The sequence below is a fragment of the Fibrobacter sp. genome (assembly GCF_045131395.1).
Classification (GTDB): domain Bacteria; phylum Fibrobacterota; class Fibrobacteria; order Fibrobacterales; family Fibrobacteraceae; genus Fibrobacter.
This window is the reverse complement of record NZ_JBGUQY010000024.1, coordinates 399301-422429: the sequence shown is the minus strand read 5'-3', so window position 1 is coordinate 422429 and position 23129 is coordinate 399301. Positions and strand designations below refer to the sequence as shown.

At 48.8% G+C, this 23129-nt stretch carries 25 protein-coding genes and 1 pseudogene; 15 read left to right on the top strand and 11 right to left on the bottom strand.

Annotation, left to right across the window (positions count from 1 at the left end; genetic code table 11):
- Positions 1–6 precede the first annotated feature (6 nt).
- From dgt (ACJMNB_RS08425) to ACJMNB_RS08400, 6 genes are all read left to right on the top strand, one after another.
- A complete protein-coding gene (dgt, locus tag ACJMNB_RS08425) occupies positions 7–1434 on the top strand; it encodes a dGTP triphosphohydrolase (RefSeq protein WP_405341331.1) in 1428 nt (475 codons plus the stop codon).
- 20 nt (positions 1435–1454) lie between these two features.
- Positions 1455–2780, top strand: coding sequence for a dGTP triphosphohydrolase (gene dgt / locus ACJMNB_RS08420; RefSeq protein ID WP_405341328.1), 1326 nt, complete (start codon positions 1455–1457; stop codon positions 2778–2780).
- A 30-nt stretch (positions 2781–2810) separates the two neighbouring features.
- Positions 2811–3086, top strand: a complete 276-nt coding sequence (locus ACJMNB_RS08415) for a hypothetical protein (protein ID WP_405341322.1) — start codon at positions 2811–2813, stop codon at positions 3084–3086.
- Positions 3087–3162: 76 nt separating this feature from the next.
- Positions 3163–4761, top strand: a complete 1599-nt coding sequence (locus tag ACJMNB_RS08410; RefSeq protein ID WP_405341319.1) for a right-handed parallel beta-helix repeat-containing protein — start codon at positions 3163–3165, stop codon at positions 4759–4761.
- A gap of 116 nt (positions 4762–4877) precedes the next feature.
- Positions 4878–5864, top strand: coding sequence for a guanosine polyphosphate pyrophosphohydrolase (locus tag ACJMNB_RS08405; protein WP_405341316.1), 987 nt, complete (start codon positions 4878–4880; stop codon positions 5862–5864).
- Between the two features lie 66 nt (positions 5865–5930).
- Entirely contained in the window at positions 5931–6995 is a 1065-nt protein-coding gene (locus ACJMNB_RS08400; protein ID WP_405341313.1) for an MBL fold metallo-hydrolase, read from the top strand.
- A 23-nt stretch (positions 6996–7018) separates the two neighbouring features.
- On the opposite strand, the gene ACJMNB_RS08395 is transcribed toward ACJMNB_RS08400, so the two are convergent.
- Complete coding sequence (locus ACJMNB_RS08395; protein WP_405341310.1) at positions 7019–7822, bottom strand: phosphatase PAP2 family protein; 804 nt, start codon at positions 7820–7822, stop codon at positions 7019–7021.
- Between the two features lie 79 nt (positions 7823–7901).
- Here ACJMNB_RS08395 and ACJMNB_RS08390 point away from each other — a divergent pair, with 79 nt between their 5' ends.
- Positions 7902–8867: a GGDEF domain-containing protein gene (locus tag ACJMNB_RS08390; protein ID WP_405341307.1), complete on the top strand. Its 966-nt coding sequence runs from the start codon at positions 7902–7904 to the stop codon at positions 8865–8867.
- A 12-nt stretch (positions 8868–8879) separates the two neighbouring features.
- Here the strand turns inward: ACJMNB_RS08390 and ACJMNB_RS08385 are convergent.
- From ACJMNB_RS08385 to ACJMNB_RS08375, 3 genes and pseudogenes are all read right to left on the bottom strand, one after another.
- A pseudogene (locus tag ACJMNB_RS08385) lies at positions 8880–9092 on the bottom strand (GNAT family N-acetyltransferase); the annotation flags it as partial.
- Between the two features lie 12 nt (positions 9093–9104).
- Positions 9105–9932: an MBL fold metallo-hydrolase gene (locus ACJMNB_RS08380; RefSeq protein WP_405341304.1), complete on the bottom strand. Its 828-nt coding sequence runs from the start codon at positions 9930–9932 to the stop codon at positions 9105–9107.
- Positions 9857–10744: a LysR family transcriptional regulator gene (locus tag ACJMNB_RS08375; RefSeq protein ID WP_405341301.1), complete on the bottom strand. Its 888-nt coding sequence runs from the start codon at positions 10742–10744 to the stop codon at positions 9857–9859. Before ACJMNB_RS08375 ends, ACJMNB_RS08380 begins: the two co-directional genes overlap by 76 nt.
- A gap of 125 nt (positions 10745–10869) precedes the next feature.
- Here ACJMNB_RS08375 and ACJMNB_RS08370 point away from each other — a divergent pair, with 125 nt between their 5' ends.
- The 4 genes from ACJMNB_RS08370 to ACJMNB_RS08355 all read left to right on the top strand — a co-directional run bounded on the left by ACJMNB_RS08370 (position 10870) and on the right by ACJMNB_RS08355 (position 13452).
- Entirely contained in the window at positions 10870–11172 is a 303-nt protein-coding gene (locus tag ACJMNB_RS08370; RefSeq protein ID WP_405341298.1) for a type II toxin-antitoxin system RelB/DinJ family antitoxin, read from the top strand.
- Positions 11169–11474 carry a type II toxin-antitoxin system RelE/ParE family toxin gene (locus ACJMNB_RS08365; protein ID WP_405341295.1) on the top strand — a complete coding sequence of 102 codons (306 nt, stop codon included), beginning with the start codon at positions 11169–11171 and terminating at the stop codon, positions 11472–11474. Before ACJMNB_RS08370 ends, ACJMNB_RS08365 begins: the two co-directional genes overlap by 4 nt.
- A 342-nt stretch (positions 11475–11816) precedes the next feature.
- A complete protein-coding gene (locus tag ACJMNB_RS08360; RefSeq protein ID WP_405341376.1) occupies positions 11817–12860 on the top strand; it encodes an alpha/beta hydrolase in 1044 nt (347 codons plus the stop codon).
- Positions 12861–13098: 238 nt separating this feature from the next.
- Positions 13099–13452: a cyclophilin-like fold protein gene (locus ACJMNB_RS08355; RefSeq protein ID WP_405341292.1), complete on the top strand. Its 354-nt coding sequence runs from the start codon at positions 13099–13101 to the stop codon at positions 13450–13452.
- Between the two features lie 39 nt (positions 13453–13491).
- Here ACJMNB_RS08355 and ACJMNB_RS08350 read toward each other — a convergent pair whose 3' ends face one another.
- Positions 13492–13893, bottom strand: a complete 402-nt coding sequence (locus tag ACJMNB_RS08350) for a hypothetical protein (RefSeq protein ID WP_405341289.1) — start codon at positions 13891–13893, stop codon at positions 13492–13494.
- A gap of 79 nt (positions 13894–13972) precedes the next feature.
- Entirely contained in the window at positions 13973–14413 is a 441-nt protein-coding gene (locus ACJMNB_RS08345; protein WP_405341287.1) for a hypothetical protein, read from the bottom strand.
- A gap of 125 nt (positions 14414–14538) precedes the next feature.
- On the opposite strand from ACJMNB_RS08345, the gene ACJMNB_RS08340 reads away from it, so the two are divergent.
- Complete coding sequence (locus tag ACJMNB_RS08340) at positions 14539–15462, top strand: fibrobacter succinogenes major paralogous domain-containing protein (protein WP_405341284.1); 924 nt, start codon at positions 14539–14541, stop codon at positions 15460–15462.
- 18 nt (positions 15463–15480) lie between these two features.
- Positions 15481–16530 (top strand): fibrobacter succinogenes major paralogous domain-containing protein, encoded by a 1050-nt coding sequence (locus ACJMNB_RS08335; protein WP_405341281.1) that lies wholly within the window; start codon positions 15481–15483, stop codon positions 16528–16530.
- A gap of 50 nt (positions 16531–16580) precedes the next feature.
- On the opposite strand, the gene ACJMNB_RS08330 is transcribed toward ACJMNB_RS08335, so the two are convergent.
- Together ACJMNB_RS08330 and ACJMNB_RS08325 are read right to left on the bottom strand one after the other, a co-directional pair.
- Positions 16581–17093 (bottom strand): pyridoxamine 5'-phosphate oxidase family protein, encoded by a 513-nt coding sequence (locus ACJMNB_RS08330; protein ID WP_405341278.1) that lies wholly within the window; start codon positions 17091–17093, stop codon positions 16581–16583.
- 5 nt (positions 17094–17098) lie between these two features.
- Positions 17099–17677, bottom strand: a complete 579-nt coding sequence (locus ACJMNB_RS08325) for a sugar O-acetyltransferase (protein WP_405341275.1) — start codon at positions 17675–17677, stop codon at positions 17099–17101.
- Between the two features lie 282 nt (positions 17678–17959).
- Here ACJMNB_RS08325 and ACJMNB_RS08320 point away from each other — a divergent pair, with 282 nt between their 5' ends.
- Together ACJMNB_RS08320 and ACJMNB_RS08315 are read left to right on the top strand one after the other, a co-directional pair.
- Positions 17960–18520, top strand: coding sequence for a flavodoxin (locus tag ACJMNB_RS08320; protein WP_405341272.1), 561 nt, complete (start codon positions 17960–17962; stop codon positions 18518–18520).
- Between the two features lie 12 nt (positions 18521–18532).
- On the top strand, positions 18533–19192 hold the full coding sequence (locus tag ACJMNB_RS08315) for a DUF4405 domain-containing protein (protein WP_405341269.1): 660 nt from the start codon (positions 18533–18535) through the stop codon (positions 19190–19192).
- Here the strand turns inward: ACJMNB_RS08315 and ACJMNB_RS08310 are convergent.
- The 3 genes from ACJMNB_RS08310 to ACJMNB_RS08300 all read right to left on the bottom strand — a co-directional run bounded on the left by ACJMNB_RS08310 (position 19149) and on the right by ACJMNB_RS08300 (position 23089).
- Complete coding sequence (locus tag ACJMNB_RS08310) at positions 19149–20027, bottom strand: DMT family transporter (protein WP_405341266.1); 879 nt, start codon at positions 20025–20027, stop codon at positions 19149–19151. The two genes, ACJMNB_RS08315 and ACJMNB_RS08310, sit on opposite strands and share 44 nt — an antisense overlap.
- Before the next feature lie 100 nt (positions 20028–20127).
- A complete protein-coding gene (locus tag ACJMNB_RS08305; protein WP_405341263.1) occupies positions 20128–21249 on the bottom strand; it encodes a hypothetical protein in 1122 nt (373 codons plus the stop codon).
- A gap of 199 nt (positions 21250–21448) precedes the next feature.
- Positions 21449–23089 (bottom strand): acetolactate synthase large subunit, encoded by a 1641-nt coding sequence (locus ACJMNB_RS08300; protein ID WP_405341260.1) that lies wholly within the window; start codon positions 23087–23089, stop codon positions 21449–21451.
- Positions 23090–23129: the final 40 nt, after the last annotated feature.

The following is a 23129-nucleotide window of genomic DNA, read 5'->3' as shown; positions in this document are numbered from 1 at the left end:
ATTATTATGGATTATAAATGTTTTGCTGCTCAACCAAGCAGAGCAACGAGATTTTGTAGAGCAGATTCCCCGGCATCTGCTGTTAGGGATAATTATCAAGTTGATCGTGACCGAATCTTGTATTCTAAGGCTTTTCGTCGTTTACGTGGAAAGACACAGGTTTTTATTGCGGGATACGATGATCACGTTCGAAATCGTTTGTCTCATACATTGGAAGTTTCGCAAATTGCTCGTACGATATCTAAGGCGTTGGGCTTGAATGAAATGCTTACGGAGGCAATTGCTCTTGGGCATGATTTGGGGCATACCCCGTTTGGGCATGTTGGAGAACGTATTCTGCATGATATTTCTTGTGGAAAAATTATTTTGGCGGAAAAGGGATATTGCCATGAGCAAGATAGTCATGGCTTTAAGCATAATTGGCAGTCTGTTCGTGTTGCCTGTAATTTAGAGTTTCATAATCGCTTGTATGCGGGGCTAAATCTGACGAAAGAAACTCTATGGGGATTCCTCAACCATAGTAATCTGAAATATAAGGATTCGCGAGTCCCGTTTTATGAAAAAAAATATGGTGAACTGTTGCCCGATGAAAAATATTGGTCTTTTGAGGCTATTGTGGTCTCGATTGCTGATGAAATTGCTCAAAGACATCATGATATTGAAGACGGCTTAATTACAGGAATATTGGAAAGGAAAAATTTAATCAAACATTTGAAGAAGACATATTCCATGGTTCCTGGAAAAAATGTGGAAAAATTGAATGATTTGTTAAAAGAAGCTTCGAAAGAAACATGCCCGGAGTTTTATTTTGAATTGTTGGCTAGGTCTATTGTTAATTTTTATGTATGTGAAGTGGTTTCTAATACAAAAAAATTGTTTGGAACAATCATACAAGATTATTTGTCAGGGAATGACGATGGAAAAGAATTTTATGCTCATAAAAAGGAAATTTGGAACGGTTTTATAGTTTCGAAGAAAGACTTTGAAAAGAAAATGATGTCTGAAGTGCTCTATGAGGCTGATGCGAAGCTGCAAAATGATTATTTCAGCAAAAGAATCCTTCTTAGTTATCAGGCGCAAAAAAATGATGGAAAAGCGGCCTATGTGATAAAAAAAATCGTGGAAGCTTATTTGACTAATCCGCAACAGATGCCTGACAATGCGATAATTTTGTTGTTCATGAATCTTGATGCTGCAAGTAGTGGTGAAATGTCTGAAAAGGCGATGAATCTGGTTCTTCAGCGAAATAAAGATAAAGCTGACAATATTGGGGATTGGAGAAAAAAGTTGGATGCTCAGGTGCATAATAACGATTGCTCAGTTAAAAAAGCTTTGGTTAGAACCGTTATTGATTACGTAGCGGGTATGACCGATGATTATGCCCTTGCTATTTATGAACAACTGTATGGTGGAACAAAACAAAATCGATATTAATTCGTAAAAGAGGTATTTATATGGCGGAAAAAATTGCTTTAGAATGGAAAAAGCTTGTTCCCAAAAGTGATAAAGATAAACGTAATAGTTATCAGAAAGATTACGATAAGATTGTTTTTTCACAATGTTTTCGTCGATTAGCGGGAAAAACGCAAGTTCATCCTTTTGCCCAAAGCGATCATGTTCATACGAGATTGAGCCACAGTATGGAAGTTTCCATTGTGGGTCGATCAATAATGCAAAAAATTTTCGAAATGAATTTTATTGATCATCCTTACAAAAAAGAACAGTTTGAAAATGATTGCATAAATATTGTTATGGCTGCGGGGCTAGCTCATGATATGGGAAATCCTCCGTTTGGGCATGTTGGTGAAGATGCGATTGCTTCTTGGGTTAAGAGAAATACTGACGAGTTAAAAAAATGTGAAATAAATGCTGAATATATTAAATCGTATTCTTCATATGATGGAAATGCGCAGAATTTCCATATTTTTCAGACTTTGGAATATTTTGGAGAAAAAAACTTAAGCAGTTCAACGCTAGCCTCGTTTGTTAAATATCCTTGGGTTTGTGATGAAATGAAAAAGAAGGGAGGATGTTTTAAAAATGAAGAAGAGACTTTTAAAAGCATATTTGAAAAATTGGGCTTGAAACATGAGAGTGGCTTTTCAAGACATCCTTTGTCGTACATTATGGAAGCCGCGGATGACATTTGTTATGGTATAATGGATGTCGATGATGCTTATGAGATGGGAATAGTTGGTGATACGGCAGAAATAGCGGCTAATATTAAGGAACTTAAAGCAGTTGCAAAAGTGGGTAAGCAAAAAGAGTTCTCTAAAAATAACCCATTAGAGTTTATCCGAAAGGAAAGGGGTTTGTTGATTGAAAGTGCTGTTGATGCTGTGGCGAAGGCATTTAAAGACAAATATTCGTATGTAATGAGTGGAAATGTTGCGACGAAAAAGTATAAGGATAATGTCGGTTTGTTTAAAGATCTTATTGCGATGAATGAAGGGAATCCTGTCCTAAAATTGATTAGCAATATGAAAAAATATGCGAGAGATAATGTTTTCATAGATCGGAATAAGGTGAAGGCCGAATCTGCGTGTTATAATATTATAAATACGATTCTTGATAATTGGCTTTTTGCTTTTAAAGATTTTGCTGAAGCAAAAAAATATGATGATATATCTAATCAGTCGAAGAAAATCTTTCAACTAATGAATATGAATGATCGCGTTGAAAAAAAGGAGAAAGGGCTTGTCCAGGTTATAGATTTCGTTTCTGGTATGACAGATCGGTACGCAAAAGAGATGGCTAACGTCTTTTCAGGAAATATTTAGAATAGCAGATGGTTCTGTATAAAAATGAAAATGGCTAGTAAGTTTTCCTTACTAGCTCTTTTTTATTCCGACATTAAACCGACATTATCCCGATATTTTGCGGACGAATTTTTCGTCCGCATTTTGTTTGATTTCGGGTTTTTAAGGGTGGAACCCTTAGGCGAGGGGGTAGTGGATGCCGCGGGGCGGCAGGAGCGAGGGGGAGGCTTCCCCCTTTTATTTTTGGGGCATTACATGCTGTTCGGGCAACTGAAGCCGATTCTTTCGACACTCCTGAGGGCCATGGGGGCTCCTAACGGGTTTTAGGTTGAATATAGAATATTTATTTTTCCTATTTCCCCCAAATTTTTATATACTAATACCATATCTACCAGAGGTGTATATGGGGAATAAGTTCTTGTTTGCTTTGGGGGTTGCCTTGTCGGTGGCCCAGGCGTTTGGGGCGGTTTATTATGTGGCCGTGGATGGTAGCGATAGTGCCGCGGGTTCCAAGGACAAGCCTTTTGCTTCGCTGAACAAGGCGAATACCGTGGTGCAGCCGGGCGATACGGTGTGGGTTCGCGGCGGCGTTTACGACTTGAACGATACGGTGTTTTTTGCGCGCTATAAGATGACGGCGGGCATTCTGCTGACGGCGAGCGGCGAGAGCGACGACAAGCGCATTCATTACCTGGCGTACCCGGGCGAGCGGCCGATTTTTGATGGCGCGAACTTGCCTGTGGGCGAGGGCGAGGAGCATAGCGATGGCACGCCTGCGGGCGCGATGTACACGTCGCCTATCGTGATTTCGGCGAAGTTCCTGCATTTGAAGGGGTTTGAGGTTCGCAATACGCCCATGAAGCATAATTCGAATTCGGGCGTGTTTCTGTATGCGAGCAAGCACATTTTCTTAGAAGAGATGGATAGCCACCACAATGCGGGTCCGGGGTTCTTTGCGAACGATGGTGCGGCAGATGGCGGCGGTCATATCTTTTTGAATTGCGATGCCCACGACAATTACGACCCTACGGGTTGGCAGGGCGATGGTGAAAATGCGGACGGTTTCGGTGCGCATTACCAGAAGCCGGGCGAGGGCGATACCACCAAGTTTATCGGGTGTCGCGCCTGGTGGAACAGCGATGACGGTTTCGATTTTATCAACCAGGAATTCCCGGTGGTTCTGGAGAATTGCTACGCCATGGGGAACGGTTACAGCGATTACGGTCGCGGGAACCCGAAAAATGGAAACGGTTACGGAATCAAGATGGGCCAGAGCACGTATGGCACCGGACATCATATCATCAAGTATTGCGTCGCTTGGAAAAATAAATCTTCGGGCTTTTACGCGAACTACACCAATGCCGGCAGCAAGTGGCTCAACAACACTTCTTATATGAATGAAGACCGTGCCTACAGCATGGCGTCGACGCTCTATGCCGAAGACGGCAAGACTCGCCTTGCCGAGGTGGCCCCACTTACGGGTGACAATGCGCACGTCATGAAGAACAATATCGCCGTCCCGAACAAACTGTCGCAAATCGGGACTTGCTGGGAAAAGATTTCGAGCAAGGACATCGACCATTATGTGGATTGCCCGGCTGGCGAGAATAATACGTGGAACTTGAAGCTGGATTTGACGGAAGACGATTTTGTGAGTCTCGATGATCCGAGCATGACGGTAACGGGCGAAGACCTTTCGACGATTCCGGGAATGCTTGGCCCCCGCAAGGCTGACGGCAGCTTGCCTGACGTTGACTTCTTGAAGTTGAAGGCGGATAGCCGTGCCATTGACAAGGGTGAAGATGTCGGGTTCCCGTTCACGGGGACGGCCCCTGATTTGGGTGCGTTTGAGTACGGATTACAGACAACATTTATTGCAAAGAGGCGTGCGCAACCTGCGAAGGTGAAGGGCTCTGCAAGCGTGTTTGATGCGCAAGGTCGCTACTTGGGGGCCTCGAAGTTTTACAGAATTTGTGTTTACGGGAAATGTTATTCCAGATAGTGTAAAGGCCGTTTGAAGGCCGAAAAAATAGTTCAAAATTCATAGTGGATTTTGAAAATCCTTTTATTATATTTCGCGCTGAAAGGGCTTTTGTAGCGCTCTTTCAGGAACGAAAAATGATTACTCTGAATGACTATCTGTATTCTGGAAACACGGTGCTGAAAATTTTGCACCAATACTCCAATGACTTGAGAAATGGCGCAAAGGAAACGCGCAACAGCATTGACTTGGCCCATTCAAATTTTCTGATCCAGATTATTGAATTGCTGGAGCACAATGACTTTTTGACTTCACAGTCTCAGAGAATCAAGGAATTCTACAAGTTCATGACGCGGGAATACCCGTTCTTGGCTTTTACCTTTAAGGGCCGCATTAAGTCGCTGATTCGTGCCGAAGAAAAATTCAACGGCTACATTCTCGAATACATTTACGGCTACTACAAGAAAAACGGAAAGTTCCCGACCGAGGCCGAAATCAAGAGCAAGCTGAACTTTCGCGACTTGATTGCTTACCGCATTGTGATTTCGATGCCGGTTTGCCACATTAAAAAGGGCGAGAACCGCCGCGAGGTAGAAGAAAAGTACCTGTACGAAATCGCCAACGTGCTGCCGGAATTTTTGGAAGAGCGCGGCTTTACGGCGGAGATTACGAAGTACACGGAAGACGGTCATTCGGAATTGCTGAATGAACAGGTGCGCCCCTATTACCATGATTCGGTGGCGTTCCCGAGGACTTCGGGTTACCAGTCGCTGCATATTATCTTTTACGATAATCTGGCCCGCTGCTTTACCGAGGTGCAGTTGCGTACCAAGGATATGGATGACTTTGCCGAGATTGGCGAGGCGAACCATTTTGGCTACGAGAAGACCCAGGAGGCGCGCCGCAGCAAGCATGACGAGATCCCCAGCGGTGAGTGCGTGTATTTTGACGAGGCTTACGAGCGCCTGACGAAATTGCAGGAGATCGAGCTTGCGAATGTCGACGTGAACATGTTCAAGGCCATCAATAACCAGCTGATTAACGATGGTTGCGGGCTGTTCAGAGGTCGCCAGATTTTGCCGTTCGAACATCTGTCGCGCTTCCAGAACGATTTAATCGACTGATTTTATAGTTCTGTCGGAAATTCTTTGCCGGAATCTACGCATTAGGCGAATAATTTTTATTGTTTAATGCGTATGATTGTGGCAATCTTTTTTTCCATATTCTTTATTTTTTGCGATGCAGGAGTCTTGTTTTTGAGTCAGCCTAGTTTTGGTCGGTTGCCTCAGGGCAAGCGCCTGGAGCGAATCAAGCAGTCGCCGCATTACAACGGCAAGAAGTTCGTGAATGAGGTGGAGACCGAGTTTACGACGGGCAAAAAGAGCAAGCTGCAGGTTTGGAAAGATTTTATGCTGGGCGACAAGACGTTACTCGCCCCGGATACTGCGCTGCATGTAATTAAGACAGATTTGAAGGCTTTGCCCCAAGACCGCGATTGGATTGTGTGGTTTGGGCATTCGTCTTATTTGCTGAATTTGTCGGGCAAGAAGATTCTGGTGGACCCGGTGTTTTATAAGGGCTCTCCGGTGAAGTTTGCCAACAAGATGTTCCTGGGTACCGATATTTACAAGCCCGCCGACATGCCGGACATTGATTACCTAGTGATTTCCCATGACCATTGGGACCACTTGGATTACGAGGTGGTGAAAGAGATGGAGCCCCGCATTAAGAAGGTGGTGGTGCCTCTTGGCGTGGGCGAGCATTTTGAATACTGGGGTTACCCTGTAGAAAAGCTGGTGGAATTGGACTGGTGGCAGCATGAAGACTTTGGCGAAGGCTTTCGCGTGACGGCCACTCCGGCAAGGCATTTTTCGGGCCGCGGGTTGCAAGAGAACAGGACTTTCTGGGCTTCGTTTGCGTTTAAGTCACCCAAGCGCTTGATTTGGATTGGTGGCGATTCGGGCTATGGCCCCCATTACGCCAAAATCGGGAAGGTGTTTACGAACATCGACCTCGCCATTCTTGAAAACGGGCAGTACAATCCGGATTGGGCCCATGTGCACACGCTGCCGAAATATTTGGGCAAAGAAATGATGGAACTTGGCGCTAAGCGCTACCTCACCGTTCATCACTCTAAATTCGGCCTGAGCAAACACCCCTATTACGAACCGCTGGAAAATGCGAAACGGGCCGCCAAGGAATCTGGCAAACCCGTGTTGATGCCTGAAATCGGGGAAGTGATGTATTTAGACTAAGTGCCGCGGCTTTTATAAGTTGACTAGAACCGCAGCGAAACGACGGCGCCTTTGGTGTCGTCGTAGAATAGCGGGGCGACGGTGACTCTTGAGGGTTCGGGCTTTTCGCCGACTTTTTCTTTGTAGAATACGCTGCCGATGTACCAGCCGATGGAGGCTCCCATGAGCGTTCCTGCGACGGCGTCGGAGAACCAGTGTGCTTCGCCTTTTGCGCCCAGCACCATGCTTGTGGCGATGTACCCTGCGTAAAGTGCACAACCTGCAACGACGATGGGCTTGTCGCGGTGGTAACTTGCGATGCTCATGGCCAGTGCTGCGTTTGTCATGGAATGTCCCGAGGGCCAACCGTAAAATACGCCGCGCCTGCCAAAGCCCCATTTAAAGTCGCGTGAAAGTTCGCCGGAGTTGTTTTCGGCATCGGGGTGAGCGCGCCCCGAAATGGCCTTGAGAATATTGTTGTAGAGGAACGCCACGGCGGTAGCTTGTATCGCGACGGCACCCGTATTGTTCAGCGTTTGGTTGTCGCTGATAAAGTACATGTAGCCGGGAATAAGGAATGGCCCGAAGGTGCCCATGAGCATGCCGGGCATGAACGCGACTCCAGAAACGACTTCGTTTTGCCGCGCTGCGAAACGTGCCACCATCAGGTCGTTATCTTCCATGGAAAAATGGTAAGTCAACGCACCGCCCAGCATGTGGAAACCGAGCGGCCAGCCGAATGCGCTCAGCAGCATATTGTGGCCCAAATGGTCAAAAGGGGAGAGCTTTTGATCTTGAGCAGATGCGAAAGTGCATAAAAACGCGGTTATAACGAGCAATTTCTTCATAGTTGTTACAATTTTGTCTAAAATCTATATTATTTTATAATGCTGGAGAAAATGAAAAACTCAATAGAGGGAGCAGTCTATGAGTAAACCTAAAAAGTTTGTGGTGGAACCGCCCGCAGATACGGTCGAATATTTTACGGCCATCACTCGTGCTACGAGCGAGTTGTATGTCTCGATACATGTGCTGGACATCGTGAACGGGACGGCGATCCCTATCAAGACGAACCAGTTTATCGACAAGTTCATGGAAGAATGCGAATCCCTGCAAGAGAGCGTTACCAACATTATGGTGAATCTTGCGGCTGACGAAAGTGTGGAGACCATCAGGGATTTCACGATCCTTTCCACATTGCCCGAGCGCATGAAGGGCGTCAATGTCGTTACTGAGATTTTCCATGGGAAGATTCATGGCTGGTGCAAGGCCATATTTGTGCGGATTGGCGACGATGCCTCCCTACGCCGCGTATTGTACCTCGTGGAGAACGTGAACGAGCAGGTGTCCAGAATCGAAGAACAGAAAAAGCTTTTGGAACATAGCCGTAAACAACAGGATATGATGCATGCGTATGTGAAGGAGTCTATCTACACGGATTCCTTGTCTCGCGTGATGAATCGCAAATACTTTGACGAAAAGCTGGCGTCGCAGAATTGCCAGGCGTTGGTGATAGCTGATATAGACCTGTTCAAGGGAATCAATGACAACTACGGGCACCAATGCGGAGATGAAGCCATTACTGCCGTGGCGTCTATGCTTCATTCTGCAGTGCGTAGCATGGACTGCGTGGTGCGTTATGGGGGCGACGAGTTTTTGATTTCGTTTAAGGACATTAAGCCCGATGTTTTGAAGACTCGGCTTGAACAGATGTGCGCTGCTGCAGGGAAAATCCAGTTGCCTGGTTATCCGGATGTGAAACTCTCCATGAGTTTTGGCGGAACATTCGGTAACGGGATTGTTTCTGACATGTTCTCGTTTGCCGACAAGGCCCTTTACGAATCCAAGAAAAAACGGAACTGTGTTACGCTAGTTCCGTTTGAGCCGAATTAAAGCTGTATAAAATTAAAGTTCGTGGTAATACGGGCAGATGTTTTCGAAATGCCCGTCCTTCATCCTGAATCCATTGGGAATGGTTCCTAGCTGGACAAATCCGAGGCGTTCGTAGAGGTGTCGCGCGTGCGTATTGCTCTCGACGACGGCGTTGAACTGCAAAATGCCAAAACCATGCTTCTTGGCTTGCTCCAGGCAGTCTTTTACAAGGAGCTCGCCAATGTGCCTATAAAAATGTCACGGTGTTGAATCTTTAAACAATTTTATAAGTCTTATCTCGTCGATGAACTTCAGGTATTTCTTCATATCGGAAACGTCGAAAGGCTTGCCGTGCGATGGGTAGATTTTGCCTGGATTGAGCGCTATTATTTTTTTCCACGAAGTCTTGTAATCTCGCAAATTTTCAATCCAGATGATGTTGCGCTTTATGCTCGGAAATCCGTTCATGGCGGCATCTCCGCAAAAAAGAATGTTGTCCTTAAAGAGAGAAATGTGATCTGCCGTGTGGCCGGGAGTCTCGATGATTTGAATAGGCAAATTTAAATCGCGGAACTCATGCGAATCAATGGGAATCAAGCGGTTTAAATATTCATCTTTGATGGGTGGAAATTTGTGTTCGCCCTTTCCGAATAGTGTAAGCAACAGGCAAAAAAGATAGGCGAGTCTGTTGGAACATCCGCCTTCGAACGAATTCTGACCGCGCTTCAGCCTTTCAATTGCCTTGGGGTGCAAAATCATTTTTGCATTCGTTATTTCAAGAACTTTATTCAAAAATCCGGCGTGGTCGTCGTGGGCATGCGTTAAAAAGATGAACTTGATTTCACTTGGCTGAATTTTGAGTTTTTGAAGTTTACGCCGGAAACGGGCAAAGCCGTTCTCGTAGCCTGTGTCAATGAGAATATAGCCTTTGTCGGTTTGAACAAGGAAGTTATTGACGATGCGATTGCCGAGATTGTAAATTGATTGCATGAAGAATAATCTATAAATTATTATTTCTCGAGTTCCGCCTTCAAGGACTTGAGGAACTGCGCGGCGGGTTTGCTGAATACGGGATTCTTTTTCCACACGACTACGAGACCGCTAGTGCGGATTGGCGTAAATGGCACAAAGGCAAGTTTGCTCTTGCCGCCTGTATTTATGAGGCCTTCCAACGAGAAGGCTGCACCGAGCCCCTGTTCCACAAAGACGGACGCATTATAAATCAGGTTGTATGTCGCGATGATGTTGAGCGAATTCAGGTCGCGCCCGAGTTGTCCTGAAAATTCTCGCGACATCATAACCTGTCTCGATGTAAGCAACGGAATATTTTCCAAATCGCGAACGGTCACAAAGCCCTTTTTCGCGAGCGGATGATCCTTGCGTACAAGCAGACCCCACGTATCCCTTGCAGGGAGTTCCACGAATTCGTATTTCGACTTGTCAACCGGCTCCACCAAAAGCCCGAAGTCCAGAAGCCCCTGGTCCAGTTTTTCGGTCACGTCCTGGGCGTTGCCGCTGGTGATGTGCATACAAATTTTAGGATGCTCCTTTTGCATGCGCTTGCAGGCCGCCGCGATAATACTGAACGCCTTCGTCTCACCGCCACCGATATACACGTCGCCGACAACTTCTTCCTTGCTCGATTCGGCAAATTCCTTCTGGGTGTGCTTCACGAGCTCCATGATTTCTTGCGCACGCTTCTTGAAGCGCAAGCCCTCTTCGGTCAGCGTCGTCTTCTTATTGCTGCGCACAAAGAGCTGCGCCCCGATTTCTTCTTCCAGTTCCTGCATCTGGCGCGAAAGCGTCGGTTGCGTCACAAAGAGCACGTTGTTCGCCGCCGCAGAAAAACTTTCCTGCTCGGCCACCGCCAAAAAGTATCTGATAGTCCTGAGTTCCATACGGGGGAATATAGTTATTATGCCTGTAAGGCATGGAAGGTCGGTGGGTATGCAAATTGCTTTGAAATGTATGTTTTTATAAAAAAGTATTGCGTTTGTGCGGACAAAAATGTATATTATGGAGTATGAATAAGACCGCAAATTTATACGCCCGCATAGAACCCGATGTAAAGGAAGAAGCCGAAAAGGTTTTGGAAGCCCTTGGCATTCCTGTTTCGAACGCCATCAATATGTTCTACAAGCAGATAATTTTGCAACAGGGAATACCCTTCGACGTGAAGTTGCCCAAGGCTCCCGAGAACGCTGCGAAATGGTCTAAGGAACGTTTTGACGCGGAACTCGAAAAAGGCTATAACGACATGCTGAAGGGCCGAACTCGTCCCGCCGCAATGGTTATGTCGGATATTAAGAAGAAATATAAAGTATGAATTTTGACGTACTTTTTTCTTCTGCCGCGCAAGATGACTTGGACGGCATTTTCGCTTATATCAGCGTGACCCTTGCCGCGCCTATGGCGGCAAAAGATTTGTCAAATAGCATTCATGATGCTCTGGACACATTATCTGAGTTCCCGGAAGCATTCGCATTATGCCAAGATGAACCTTGGGTATTACGCAATGTTCGTGTAATGCCTGTGAAAAATTACAGGTTTTATTACATCGTGAATCATAAGGCTCGCGAAGTTTTCGTACTGCGATTGTTCTACTATAGACAGGACAATAAGGGGTAAATAGTCTCAAGTAATTTGCAAAAAATGCAAATTGCTTTTCTCAGACTTGTCTGTATACCCGACTTGTGGGAAAACACTTGCTTATCTATGCCTAAAAGGCATAACAAGCCATAATAAATAAGTAATTGTTATTTAAAGCCTTTTTAGGTATATTGTATGTGTAATCAAAAAAGAGGCTAGACAATGAAAACTCTCCAGAAAATCGCAACGACCGCCGTCGCAATCCTTGCTTTCGGCGCACTCACCGCCTGCTGCCCCGAAAAGGAACAGACGACGTCTAACGCTCAACAATCTGCCGCAGCGCCCGCGGCACAGCCGGCTGAACCGGCAAAGGACAACAACATGAACAAGCTCACGCTCACCGCCGAATGGGACAAGGTATTCCCCAAGAGCGAAAATGTCGAACATTCCAAGGTCACTTTCAAGAACCATTTCGGCATCGAACTTGCGGCGGATTTGTATGTGCCCAAGGACACGAGCCTCAAGGCAAACGGCAAGTTCCCCGCCATCGCAGTCTCTGGGCCCTTCGGCGCCATCAAGGAACAGTCCTCGGGGCTTTACGCGCAGCACATGGCTGAACGCGGATTCCTGACCATCGCTTTTGACCCGAGCTTTACCGGCGAATCGGGCGGCGAGCCGCGCTACATGAATAGCCCGGATATCAACACCGAAGATTTCATGGCATCCGTAGATTTCCTCTCGACCCGCGACGACGTTGATCCGGAACGCATCGGCATCATCGGAATTTGCGGCTGGGGCGGCATGGCGATCAATGCGGCCGCTATCGACACTCGCGTAAAGGCGACTGTCGCCTCGACCATGTACGACATGAGCCGTGTCGCTGCCAACGGCTATTTTGACCAAGCGAACAACGCGAAGGCCCGTAACGAAATGCGCAAGGCTTTGATGGCGCAACGCACCAAGGATTTCAAGAACGGCACATACGACCTGGCCGGCGGCGTGGTGGACCCGCTCCCGGACGACGCTCCTTACTTTGTCAAGGATTACTACGCCTACTACAAGACCCCGCGCGGCTACCACAAGCGTTCGCTCAATAGCAACACCGGCTGGATAAAGTCCGCAGGAACCTCTCTGTTGAATACGAAGTTGCTCGCTTATGCCAACGAAATCGAAAGTGCAGTCCTCGTGATTCACGGTGAAAAGGCCCACAGCCGCTACTTCAGCGAAGGGGCTTTTGAAAAGATGACCGGCAAGAAGGTCAAGGTCCCCGCAAAGCTTGACGCTACGAAGAATTGGAACATGACTGCCGGCAACAAGGAACTCATAATCCTCCCGGGAGCAGTCCACACCGACCTCTACGACGATGTGAACGGCAGAATTCCCTACGACAAGATGGAAGAATTCTTCAAGGCGAATTTGAAGTAACTTTCGCTATGCGCGAGGCTATATGATGCGGGAGGGAACCCAGCTCGGAGTTGCGAAGGCCGCACGGTTCCCTCCCTGCACCCTCCCTTTCCTTGGCCGACGCTTTTTTTATTTTCATAGGATTGGTCAAATGGTTAAATATTGTCTTTGCTTAGCATTGGTCTTTGCGGCTTGTTCTTCTGCGACAACTTCTGCTGAAGAAATTCCTTCAAACGGCGCTAGTGAAAAAACTACCTCTATGAAACTCAAAATTCATGTAAACGACACAACCTTTACGGCGACGCTTGCCGACAATTCTTCGGCGGAAGCTTTTGCGGAATATTTGTCGCAGGGCGATTTGACGCTCGACATGCATGACTACGGAAGTTTCGAGAAGGTGGCGGACTTGCCGCGTAGTTTTCCGCGGAATGATACGCAGATCGATACCGATGCGGGCGACATCATCTTGTATCAAGGTAAATCCATTACCATTTATTACGACAAGAATTCCTGGAACTTCACCCGTCTTGGGAAAATCGACAACGTGAACAAGAAACGTCTAAAACAAATCCTCGGCGACGGCAATGCGACTGTCACATTCTCGGTGAAATAAAAACGAAACCCCGGCCGATGATGGCCGGGGCATTTTGTTTTACTTCACGAACGCTTGCAGGATTTTTTCTGCGTCATCGCCTTCGAGAAAACGAGGGCCTTCGATGGTTTTGTATTCAAAACCGACAAACTCAGAAAAGCAGAGTGCTGCGAACTTGCGGTCTTTTGAATAACACAGTGACAGACGCCAGTGTCCGTTCGGGAATGTTTCCGGCTTGCCATCTTTCTTGATGAGAGTCACCACTTCGCCGGGAGCAGCGAAGGCGAGTTGCTTTACCTTTTCGCCATCAGCAAGAGCGTAATCTAGGCATCGCCCGACAACGGGGGAATTGGTCGGGGTGTAGGTGACGTTTGTGGTAAAGCCGAAAAACTTCTTTTCGACTTTGATATACGGTTTTTCGAAGAGGGCTTTCGCCATCTCCATTTTGGAAATGTTTTCCATAATTCTTTCTCTTTTTAAAGGTTTATTGTACAGCGCCCCCAAGCGCATTTCTTCTATGTGTGTCGAGAGAAAGAACTTGTTAACAAAGTATCCGTTTCAGTGTGAAAACGTAATAATCCTTAGGTATGCGGTATGAGAGCGGAGAAGGAAATCCTGCATGCCTGAGGCAAATCGCCGAAGGATTTTTGACTGTAAAAGTAAATGCGCCTTTGAACAGGCTGCCGTCGCGACCAATAATCCTGTAAAGCAGTCCGCCGCGTTGCGGGCGCAAAGAAATTTGCGAAAAGGGTCTGCGGTTCCCTAGGAACAGCGCCGATTGCAACGGGCTATCAGAATCCAGATAGGCGTTGTTTGATTGCTGATCTTGATTATCTGCAGACGGGGCGGTATATTCCGTATCCGTTGACAGATAAGCGTCCTCGAAATGCCCGTCAAGCGCCGTAGGCAAAGCGAATAACGCTAGAGTGGCGAGGACCAGACTAGCAAAAGTCAAGAACGTGTTTGTCTTAAACTTCGCCATCGTCACGAATATAAAAAATTACTTCCTATTAGTTTGTTGTTGTGCGGAGGGCGAAAGTTTTGAAGGGAATGCCAACGAATGCTATATTTCGGGGTGGAAGTTTGCCTGATTGGCGGGAGAATGAAGTGAAAACGATTAAGAAGTTTAGTTTGGTGGGCGCTGTCGCGGTTGCGATGTTTGCATTCTCGGCTTGCGATGACTCGTCGTCGGCGGGTGGCGATGAAACCGAAACAAGCGCCCTGAGCAGCAGCGCCAAGGTCACTGAGCCTGCCGAAGTGACTTCGTCCAGTAGTGAAAATGTTGCTTCGTCGAATTCGGGAAAACAGTCCGAGTCCAGCAGCAGTTCTGCGGGCAAGGTGAATTGTTCGGCACTCTTGGAAGGCAAAACGGGTTGGAGTTGGGATGTGCCGAAGGAATGCCGATTTAATCCTGTTATTGACTACGGCTCTATGACCGATGAACGCGACGGCAAGAAATACAAGACGGTAACGATTGGCGACCAGGTATGGATGGCGGAGAACCTGAACTATGCCGACAGCGTAAAGACCGCAAGCCTTAAGGGCAAGAGTTGGTGCTACAACAATGTCGCAAAGAACTGCGACGTGACTGGCCGCCTTTACACCTGGGCAGCGGCAATGGATTCCGTAAAGACTGGCTGCGGTTACGGTTCGACTTGCTCACCGACCTTGCCTGTGCAGGGCATCTGTCCTACGGGTTGGCACTTGCCAGACACTACGGAATGGAACACCTTGTTCACGGCGGTGGGTGGCAGATCAACAGCGGGCAAGGTTCTCAAGTCGCAGAGCGGCTGGTACCGTAACCGTAACGGCACGGACACCTTCGGTTATTCCGCGCTGCCCGCCGGCTACAGCGGCGACATTGGCGGCTTCTACGGCGATAACAGCTACGCGTCCTTCTGGAGTTCAACTGAGAGCGGTAGCTACCGCGCGTACATCATGTACTTGTTCTGCGACCTCGAGGATGCGGACCTGTACATCTACGGTAAGGACTACGGGTTCTCAGTCCGTTGCCTCAAGGACTCCGAGTAATAACCCAAAGGTTTCCCTATGAAAAACTTATTCGCAAAAAAGGTATTTGGTTGTGCGGTGGCGGGGGTGCTGCTGTGCGTGGCTGTGGTGTTCTCGGCTTGCGACGATTCTTCGTCGGCGGGTGGCGATGAAACCGAAACAAGCGCCCTGAGCAGCAGCGCCAAGGTCACTGAGCACCTGTCCTCGCTTGGCGGGACAACATCTTCGTCAAACGTCATTGCGAACCCCGAAGTGGTGAAGCAATCCAGTAGTAGTCTAGTGGACCCTATCAGTTCTTCGAACTTCCAGGGTGACAAGTTATCTTCGTCGAGTTCGGGAAAACAGTCCGAGTCCAGCAGCAGTTCTGCGGGCAAGGTGAATTGCTCGGCGCTTCTGGAAGGCGAAACGGGTTGGAGTTGGGATGTGCCAAAGGAATGCCGATTTAACCCTGATATTGACTATGGCACTATGACCGATGAACGCGACGGGCAGGTTTACAGGACGGTGAAGATTGGTAAACAGATTTGGATGGCTCAGAATTTGAACTACGAGACGAGAATCAGTTACTGCGCCGGCGAAACTGAGGAAGCAAAGGCCGCTTTCTGCTCCAAATACGGTCGCCTTTACATATGGGCTACCGCTGTGGGTAAGCCGGAAAGCGAATGCAGCTACGGTCATGAATGCACTCCATTGGACAGTGGGAATATCCAAGGCGTTTGCCCTACCGGCTGGCACCTGCCCAGTTGGACGGAATGGGAAGCCCTGATTGTTGCGGTGGACGGAAACATTACGGAATACGTTGATGAAAATAATGTGGCGGGCAAGGCGCTCAAGTCCAAGACCGGGTGGGCTGATGATGAAGGTACTGTTCCTAATGACGACACCTATTCTTTTGCTGCATTGCCGGCCGGCCATTCGTTTGGGGAATTCCACGGAGAGGGCACTAACGCATACTTCTGGAGTTCTTCGCCTACCGGTGAACACTTTGCAATTGCCATGGAATTGGTTTACTGTTACGACTATGCGATACGGGAAAGTGAAAACAAGCAAAATGGTTACTCCGTCCGTTGCGTCAAGGACTCCGAGTAGGGGTGTTGCAGAAGGCTTTCCCCGACCAATGAATGCCGGGGCATCCTGGTTTATTTCAAGTGGTGTTTTCCGGTGATTTCGGAGACTTCGATTTTGACGACGGCGGTGTGGGCGAGGGCCATGGCGCTGTAGGCGATGGTCTTTACGCCGAAAGGAATTTTGTAGCCGTTGTGGAGCATGATGGTGTCAAGCCCGGCGGTGCGTTCTTTTGAATCATCTACGAGCGAGGCGGTTCCGAATCCGATGACGCTTTCGTAGAAGCATGTCCATTTGCAGGCGTCTGCGTTTGCGTCTTGCGGGCCGCTTGCTTCGACGGATGTTTCTGCGCAAAAACTCACTTGCGGATTTGCTTTGATGGCGTCGAGCTTTTTGCCTTCACCTGCGCCGTGGAAATAGAGCGTGAGTTTCTTTTGGCCATCGCTTTCACGGACGGCGAATCCGAAATTAACTGGCACGGCGTAAGGCTTCCCGTCGCTGATTAAAGCCAGATGTAGGACTTTGCATCGGCTGAGTACGTCGATGATTTCGTCGAATTCCTTGATTTCGCGGTCTTTGCGTCGCATAATTGTTATTCTACCGGTTTTAACTCTTTGCAGGGGCTTCCGACCGCAACGACATTTGCCGGGATGTCGCGAGTCACCACGCTCCCTGCGCCAATGACGCTCCCCTCGCCGATGGTTACGCCGCCGCAAATCGTGACGTTTCCCGCAATCCAGCAGTTGTCCCCGATGGTAATAGGCTTGGCATACTCATGGTTGGCAAGCGTTCCGTCCTCTTTGACGAACATGTTGCGTTCTTGCCAGCGGAGAGGGTGCATAGGCGTGAGGATTGAAACGTTCGGTCCAAAGAATACGTTTTTCCCGATTTTGACCGGGGCGCAGTCCAGACAAGTGAAGTTGAAATTTGCGTAGGTGTTTTCGCCAATTTCCGTAAAGCAACCGTAATCGAATTGAATGGGGCCCTGTAGGTAAACTCCTTTCCCGCATTGGGGAATTAGCGAACGGAGAAGTTCATCCCGACTGCTATCGGTCTCGTCGAGCTGGTTGTATTGCCTACAAATCGAGTGCGCATGTTGACGCAGTTTGGCAAGTTCTTTGTCGGACGGATCGTACATTTCCCCGGCGAGCATTTTTTCTTTTTCGGCCATGTTGTCAATATACATTTTTACGGATGCGTTAGGGATGGATGCCCGTAAGGGTTAGGACTCGCGAAGCGAGGCTGAACGGACGGCGAGCTCAGGGCAGGCTCCCTGTGTGTTTCGCGAGCCGATAACGCAACAGCCCGACCCGGCGCCATTCGACTTGCTTTTGTAACATGCGCCGGGGAACGCCCGTAGGTTTATGCTTTTTAGGCATGAATGGCTATAATAAATAAGTATTTGTTTTTGTGCGGGACATAATGTATATTGTAATTGTAACAGAGGGCCCGTATGAAAAAACTTATCCTCATCCTTTTAACTGTTCTCATGGGAGTCTCTATGGCTGCTGAAAAGAAAATCCTGGTCGCGTACTATTCCCGCGCCGACGAAAACTACGGCGTGGGCGATATCAAGAAGGGCAATACCGAAATCGTTGCCGAGATGATTGCGAAAAAGACGGGCGGCACACTCTTACATGTGGAACCTGCCAAGGAATACCCTAAGAAGTATGACGACTGCATCAACGTGGCGAAAAAGGAACTTGCCCAGGATGCGCGCCCGGCGATCAAGCCGGTGAACGTAAACCCCGAGGACTTCGACGAAATCTACATCGGTTATCCGGTGTGGTGGGGCGAGATGCCCATGCCGATGTTCACGTTCCTCGAAAAGTACAATCTGAAGGGAAAGACGATTCATCCGTTCGTGACGCACGAGGGTAGCGGGCTTTCTGGCGTGCAGCGCCTCAAGAAGGTAACGGGCGCGAACGTGACGGCTGGCCTTGCCATTTACGGGCATGTCGCGCAGAACGAACGCGAAAAGGCCCAAAAAGAAGTGGACAAGTGGGTGAAATAATCCTGCGGGAAAATGATGCGTCTTGAAATTCCGCTGACAATCCTTTCACTGGTGCTGATGGGAGGGAATATGTTCTTCCCATGGGCTCCTGCGCATGAGATTATCGGCGTGTTGCTGATTGTTGTGTGGGCGTTGCATGTGTATGCGAATCGGCGCTGGTTCAAGGCGGTGTTTCGTGGGCGGTACAACCCGTATAGTATAATGCAGACGGTCGTAAATTGCGGAATGCTCGTTTGCGCCTTGTTCCTCGCAATCAGTGGTGTGATGCTTTCGAATCACGTGTTTACATTCCTCGAGATTGAATCGGGAGCGAGCTTTGCCCGGACGGCGCACTTGCTTGCCTCGCACTGGTATTTCGTATTTATCGCGCTGCACATTGGGCTACACGTGAATGTGATTTTTAGTCGATTGGGGGTGGCGCAGCTTGTTATGAAGTCGCGCGGGGTGGTTGTCGCGACCCGCATCGCAGTTGCGCTAATCGGTGCCTACGGCGTGTACGCCTTTATCGAACGGGGTCTCTGGAAATACCTAACGCTCCAGCAGCCATTCTTCTTTATGGACTTGGAACGCGGCTACGTGTTGTTCTTCGTCGATTATATTGCAATGATCGTGGCGTTTGCCGTTGCGATTATTTTTGTTTCCAGTTTAATACGACTGCGGCAGCGAGGATAAGCGCGATGCCTGTTCCAGAGAGTAGCGTTAGCGCTTCGGAAAAACAGGTGATGCCGACGATGGTTGCAACCATGGGCTCGAGGGTCGCGAGAATCCCTGCTTTGCTGGCTTCTACCGTGCGGAGGCCCAGTGTGTAGAAGAGAAACGGGATTACGGCTGTGATGAGGGCCGTCAAGAAGCAAAAGAGAATCAGGTTTGTTGAATTGCTGGCGGCTGAAAATTTCGTGAGCATGTCTGCTGGGTTGCAGATGAACCAGGAGCCGATTGCGGCGAGCAAGAATGTGTAAGTCGTGACGGTGTAGGGCGAGTATCTGCGTAACGCGACCGTGCCCAAGATGCTGTAGAGTCCGTAACCGATGCCGGAACCAAGGCCAATTAGCAATCCTTTTAGGGTGATGCCTTCGCCCGAAATTCCTGAAACTAGCACGCAGCCTGTGAATGCGAGCGCCAGCGCGAGAAGCTTTTTACAGTTCATCTTTTCGCGGAAGAAGATGGCCGACATCAGTACAATCCAAATGGGCGATGTATACAGGAGTATTGCCGCGGTAGAAAGCGGCATGATGGTGATGGCCGTAAAGTAGCAGACCGTAAAGAACAGGATGCTGCCGAAACCGAGCCCGAGAAATAGCGGGATGTCGCGCGGTAAAATCTTGAAGCCGGAGCGGTCTTTGACGAGCAGGATTAAGGCGAAAAATAACGCGGCCAGGGTAATACGAATCGATACGATTTGGATGGCGCTGAAACCGAAGGAGCTCAGATTTCGCACAAAGATGCCCATGCTTCCCCAGAAGCAGGCGGCGATAATAATTAAAATCGGACCGATTTTTTGAAACATGGCTCTAAAGATATAAAATTGCCACGACGCAAAAACGCCCCCGACGACTGGAGATTCGTCGAGAGCGTTGGAGTGTGCAACAAAAGAAACTTTCTGAAAATTACTGCACGGTAGCGGTGAAGCGTGCGGCGATAGCGACGTCAGAGACTTCGTTTTCGCTGTAGGCGCTCAGCTGGATTTTGCTACGCTTGCCAATCTTCTTGATAAGGCTTACGGTCCATGCGACGGCATCGGCGTCGGCCTGCAATTCGTCGCGGTTGGAGAGGTATTCGAGTTCGGCGTAGAGGCTGTTCAAAATGCCTGCGGTGGGGATTTCAATGCCTACGAAGAACGGAACGTATTCGGTGCCTTGGGCGTATTCAGGCTTGATGGCGTTTTCGACAGAAAGATTTTCGTCGTCGCCGGTATACACGTAGGCGACTTCGCCGTAGACACCCAAATTCTTGAGGAAGTAATAGCTGGCACGGCCTGCAACGCGGTGGGTGACTTCGGCGGTATGCTGAATGGGGTCAAGAACATTGCCGCGGTAAGCGACGCTCACCTTGGCGTCACCGAACTTGAGGGTTTCTTCAAAGCGCAGGTAGCCGGTATCGAACTTGTTGTCGTATGCGCCCAACAATGCGCTGAAGCTAGAGATGCCCTTGTCGAAACCGAAGGCGACGGCATCATGCTGGTAATCGCGAGCGAGGAAGCCGCGCTTGGAGAGGTGTACGTCTACATAGGTACCGAAGTTGCCTGCGACGGTCCAGTCGGTACGGAAACGGCCGAATTGAACGCTGAGATCGCCGAAGGCCGGATTCCACTTGTACTTGGCGTAGTAAGTATCGGCGCTGATCTTGTCTTGAGCGGTCTTGGTCACTTTGGCCTTGCCGTTTTCGTCGATGGTGACGTCGGTGACATTCTTGTTGCCGAAAATGGGGCTAAAGATGCGCAAGTTGATGACGGCTTCGAAGTTGTCGGAAGTGTATTTACCGCCTACGTTTGCACGCAAGAAGGAGTTGTCGAGGGTGTTATCGGCATCGTTGTCATAAACAGCCTTGATGGCCTGGGCCTGAACGTTTCCGGTGAGCTTGAAGGCGGGTTCTTCTTTGACAGTTTCCTTGGCGGGTTCCTTCGCAGCCTCTGTTGTGGCTTTAGCGGCGTCTTGTGCGAAAACGGAGGATGCAAAAATAGAGGTAGTAAATAGTGCCACGCTGGCAAGCTTTGCAAAATTCTGATTCATTCTTAAACTCCTTGGTTATGATTTTTATTTGTGTATTGTTTTTTTTGTGCGCTCAAATATAGAAGCGGTTTTTAGGGTTGTCCAATACTTTAATTTTATGCGGAGTTATCGGTTTTTGCTATGAAAAGGTGTGTTCCATAGAATCGTAAAAACCACCGGTATTTCTACCGGTGGTTCATTGTTTTGAGGGATGGAGTAGCTACATATTTAAATTTTTCAGGTGTTTTGTTAAATCCATGTTGGCGGAGTAATCTACGGGGCATTCGATGATGCTCGGCACTTCCTGAGAGAATGCGTCTTGCAACGTGCTGATTAGATCTTCGGTGCGCTCGACGCGGTAGCCCTTCAGGTGCATGGATTCTGCATACTTCACAAAATCGGGGTTCGTAAAATCGACGGAATAGCAATCTCCGTAACGTTCTTCCTGTTTCCACTTGATTAGGCCATAGGAACCATCGGTAAAGATGAGCGTCACGAACGGAATGTGTTCGCGGTACGCCGTTTCCAGTTCCTGACTGTTCATCATAAAGCCGCCGTCTCCCGTAACCGCCAGGACTTTCTTTTTGGGGTACAGGAGCTTTGCTGCCATCGCGCCGGGGACTGCAATTCCCATGGTGGCAAAACCGTTGGAAATAATACAGGTGTTCGGATGAAGACAGTTGTACTGCCGCGCAATCCACATCTTGTGTGCGCCTACGTCCGAAATCAAGATGTCTTCTTCGCCCATGACCTGTCGAATGTCGTGCAGCACTTTCTGTGGTTTTGGCGGAAAACTATCGTCGCGGTCGTAGCGAGAATGCTCGGCAACCATCATCTCGCGAATGCAAAGCGCCCAGTCGGGTTCCCAGGTGTTTTTGCAAACCTCGCAGAGAGAATCCAAAGAGGCCGAAATGTCGCCGATAACTTCTTCTTCGGGCTGGTAGAATTTGTTTATATGGTTCGGAGTTTCGTCGATGTGGATGATGGTCTTGTCGCCTTTAGGGTTCCACTTTGCAGGGGCGTATTCTACCACGTCGTAACCCACGGCAATCACGAGGTCTGCCTGCTCCATAATCACGTTCGGGTAATCCCTTTGCGGCAAACCGATACATCCCATAAAGTAGCAGTTGTCGTAGGGGACTGCGCCTTTTGCCATCATGGTGCAGACGACGGGAATCTTCAACGAAGATACGAATTCCGTCAACGCTTCGAAGGCGTGGTTGCGGACCGCGGAATGACCCACGAGAATCACGGGGCGTTTCGCAGTTGCAAAAACTCCGCCCGCAGTGAGAATTGCGTCGGTGCTCGCATATACCGTATTTTCGCGGTGGTGCTTTAGCGGCGTCTGGGCCACTTCGCCATTCACTTCCATCGCCGCGATGTTGCAGGGCAAATCGATGAGGCAGGCGCCGGGCTTTTCCATTTCGGCGTACTTGAAGGCGATTCGCACAATTTCATTTACCGTATCGGGGCGCACCACCTGCTTGCTGCGCTTGGTGATGGGGGCGAACAGATTTACCAAATCCAAATACTGGTGACTCGTCAGGTGCATGCGTTCGGTGCCGACCTGTCCGGTAATCGCGATCAGCGGGGCGCCATCGGAATTGGCGTCGGCGACACCCGTCACGAGGTTGGTGGCTCCGGGGCCGAGCGTCGAAAGACAGACTCCCGCCTTGCCCGTCAAGCGGCCGTAGACATCGGCCATGAACGCGGCTCCCTGTTCGTGGCGGACCGTGATGAACTTGATAGACGACTTCCGGATCGCTTCCATCAGTTCCAGGGTTTCTTCGCCGGGAATTCCAAAAATATACTTGACGCCTTCGCTTTCGAGGGACTTGATTAATACTTCGGCAGTGTTCATAATCGCTTCGTAGAGGTTGTTCCTTTGGATGTAAGCGAAA

What these genes read in the sequence shown, in the direction of transcription:
- dgt (WP_405341331.1), top strand. Translation starts at nt 7, where the DNA reads ATGGATTATAAATGTTTTGCTGCTCAACCAAGCAGAGCAACGAGATTT.
- dgt (WP_405341328.1), top strand. Translation starts at nt 1,455, where the DNA reads ATGGCGGAAAAAATTGCTTTAGAATGGAAAAAGCTTGTTCCCAAAAGT.
- ACJMNB_RS08415 (WP_405341322.1), top strand. Translation starts at nt 2,811, where the DNA reads ATGGCTAGTAAGTTTTCCTTACTAGCTCTTTTTTATTCCGACATTAAA.
- ACJMNB_RS08410 (WP_405341319.1), top strand. Translation starts at nt 3,163, where the DNA reads ATGGGGAATAAGTTCTTGTTTGCTTTGGGGGTTGCCTTGTCGGTGGCC.
- ACJMNB_RS08405 (WP_405341316.1), top strand. Translation starts at nt 4,878, where the DNA reads ATGATTACTCTGAATGACTATCTGTATTCTGGAAACACGGTGCTGAAA.
- ACJMNB_RS08400 (WP_405341313.1), top strand. Translation starts at nt 5,931, where the DNA reads ATGCGTATGATTGTGGCAATCTTTTTTTCCATATTCTTTATTTTTTGC.
- ACJMNB_RS08395 (WP_405341310.1), bottom strand. Translation starts at nt 7,822, where the DNA reads ATGAAGAAATTGCTCGTTATAACCGCGTTTTTATGCACTTTCGCATCT.
- ACJMNB_RS08390 (WP_405341307.1), top strand. Translation starts at nt 7,902, where the DNA reads ATGAGTAAACCTAAAAAGTTTGTGGTGGAACCGCCCGCAGATACGGTC.
- ACJMNB_RS08375 (WP_405341301.1), bottom strand. Translation starts at nt 10,744, where the DNA reads ATGGAACTCAGGACTATCAGATACTTTTTGGCGGTGGCCGAGCAGGAA.
- ACJMNB_RS08370 (WP_405341298.1), top strand. Translation starts at nt 10,870, where the DNA reads ATGAATAAGACCGCAAATTTATACGCCCGCATAGAACCCGATGTAAAG.
- ACJMNB_RS08365 (WP_405341295.1), top strand. Translation starts at nt 11,169, where the DNA reads ATGAATTTTGACGTACTTTTTTCTTCTGCCGCGCAAGATGACTTGGAC.
- ACJMNB_RS08360 (WP_405341376.1), top strand. Translation starts at nt 11,817, where the DNA reads ATGAACAAGCTCACGCTCACCGCCGAATGGGACAAGGTATTCCCCAAG.
- ACJMNB_RS08355 (WP_405341292.1), top strand. Translation starts at nt 13,099, where the DNA reads ATGAAACTCAAAATTCATGTAAACGACACAACCTTTACGGCGACGCTT.
- ACJMNB_RS08350 (WP_405341289.1), bottom strand. Translation starts at nt 13,893, where the DNA reads ATGGAAAACATTTCCAAAATGGAGATGGCGAAAGCCCTCTTCGAAAAA.
- ACJMNB_RS08345 (WP_405341287.1), bottom strand. Translation starts at nt 14,413, where the DNA reads ATGGCGAAGTTTAAGACAAACACGTTCTTGACTTTTGCTAGTCTGGTC.
- ACJMNB_RS08335 (WP_405341281.1), top strand. Translation starts at nt 15,481, where the DNA reads ATGAAAAACTTATTCGCAAAAAAGGTATTTGGTTGTGCGGTGGCGGGG.
- ACJMNB_RS08330 (WP_405341278.1), bottom strand. Translation starts at nt 17,093, where the DNA reads ATGCGACGCAAAGACCGCGAAATCAAGGAATTCGACGAAATCATCGAC.
- ACJMNB_RS08325 (WP_405341275.1), bottom strand. Translation starts at nt 17,677, where the DNA reads ATGGCCGAAAAAGAAAAAATGCTCGCCGGGGAAATGTACGATCCGTCC.
- ACJMNB_RS08320 (WP_405341272.1), top strand. Translation starts at nt 17,960, where the DNA reads ATGAAAAAACTTATCCTCATCCTTTTAACTGTTCTCATGGGAGTCTCT.
- ACJMNB_RS08315 (WP_405341269.1), top strand. Translation starts at nt 18,533, where the DNA reads ATGATGCGTCTTGAAATTCCGCTGACAATCCTTTCACTGGTGCTGATG.
- ACJMNB_RS08310 (WP_405341266.1), bottom strand. Translation starts at nt 20,027, where the DNA reads ATGTTTCAAAAAATCGGTCCGATTTTAATTATTATCGCCGCCTGCTTC.
- ACJMNB_RS08305 (WP_405341263.1), bottom strand. Translation starts at nt 21,249, where the DNA reads ATGAATCAGAATTTTGCAAAGCTTGCCAGCGTGGCACTATTTACTACC.
- ACJMNB_RS08300 (WP_405341260.1), bottom strand. Translation starts at nt 23,089, where the DNA reads ATGAACACTGCCGAAGTATTAATCAAGTCCCTCGAAAGCGAAGGCGTC.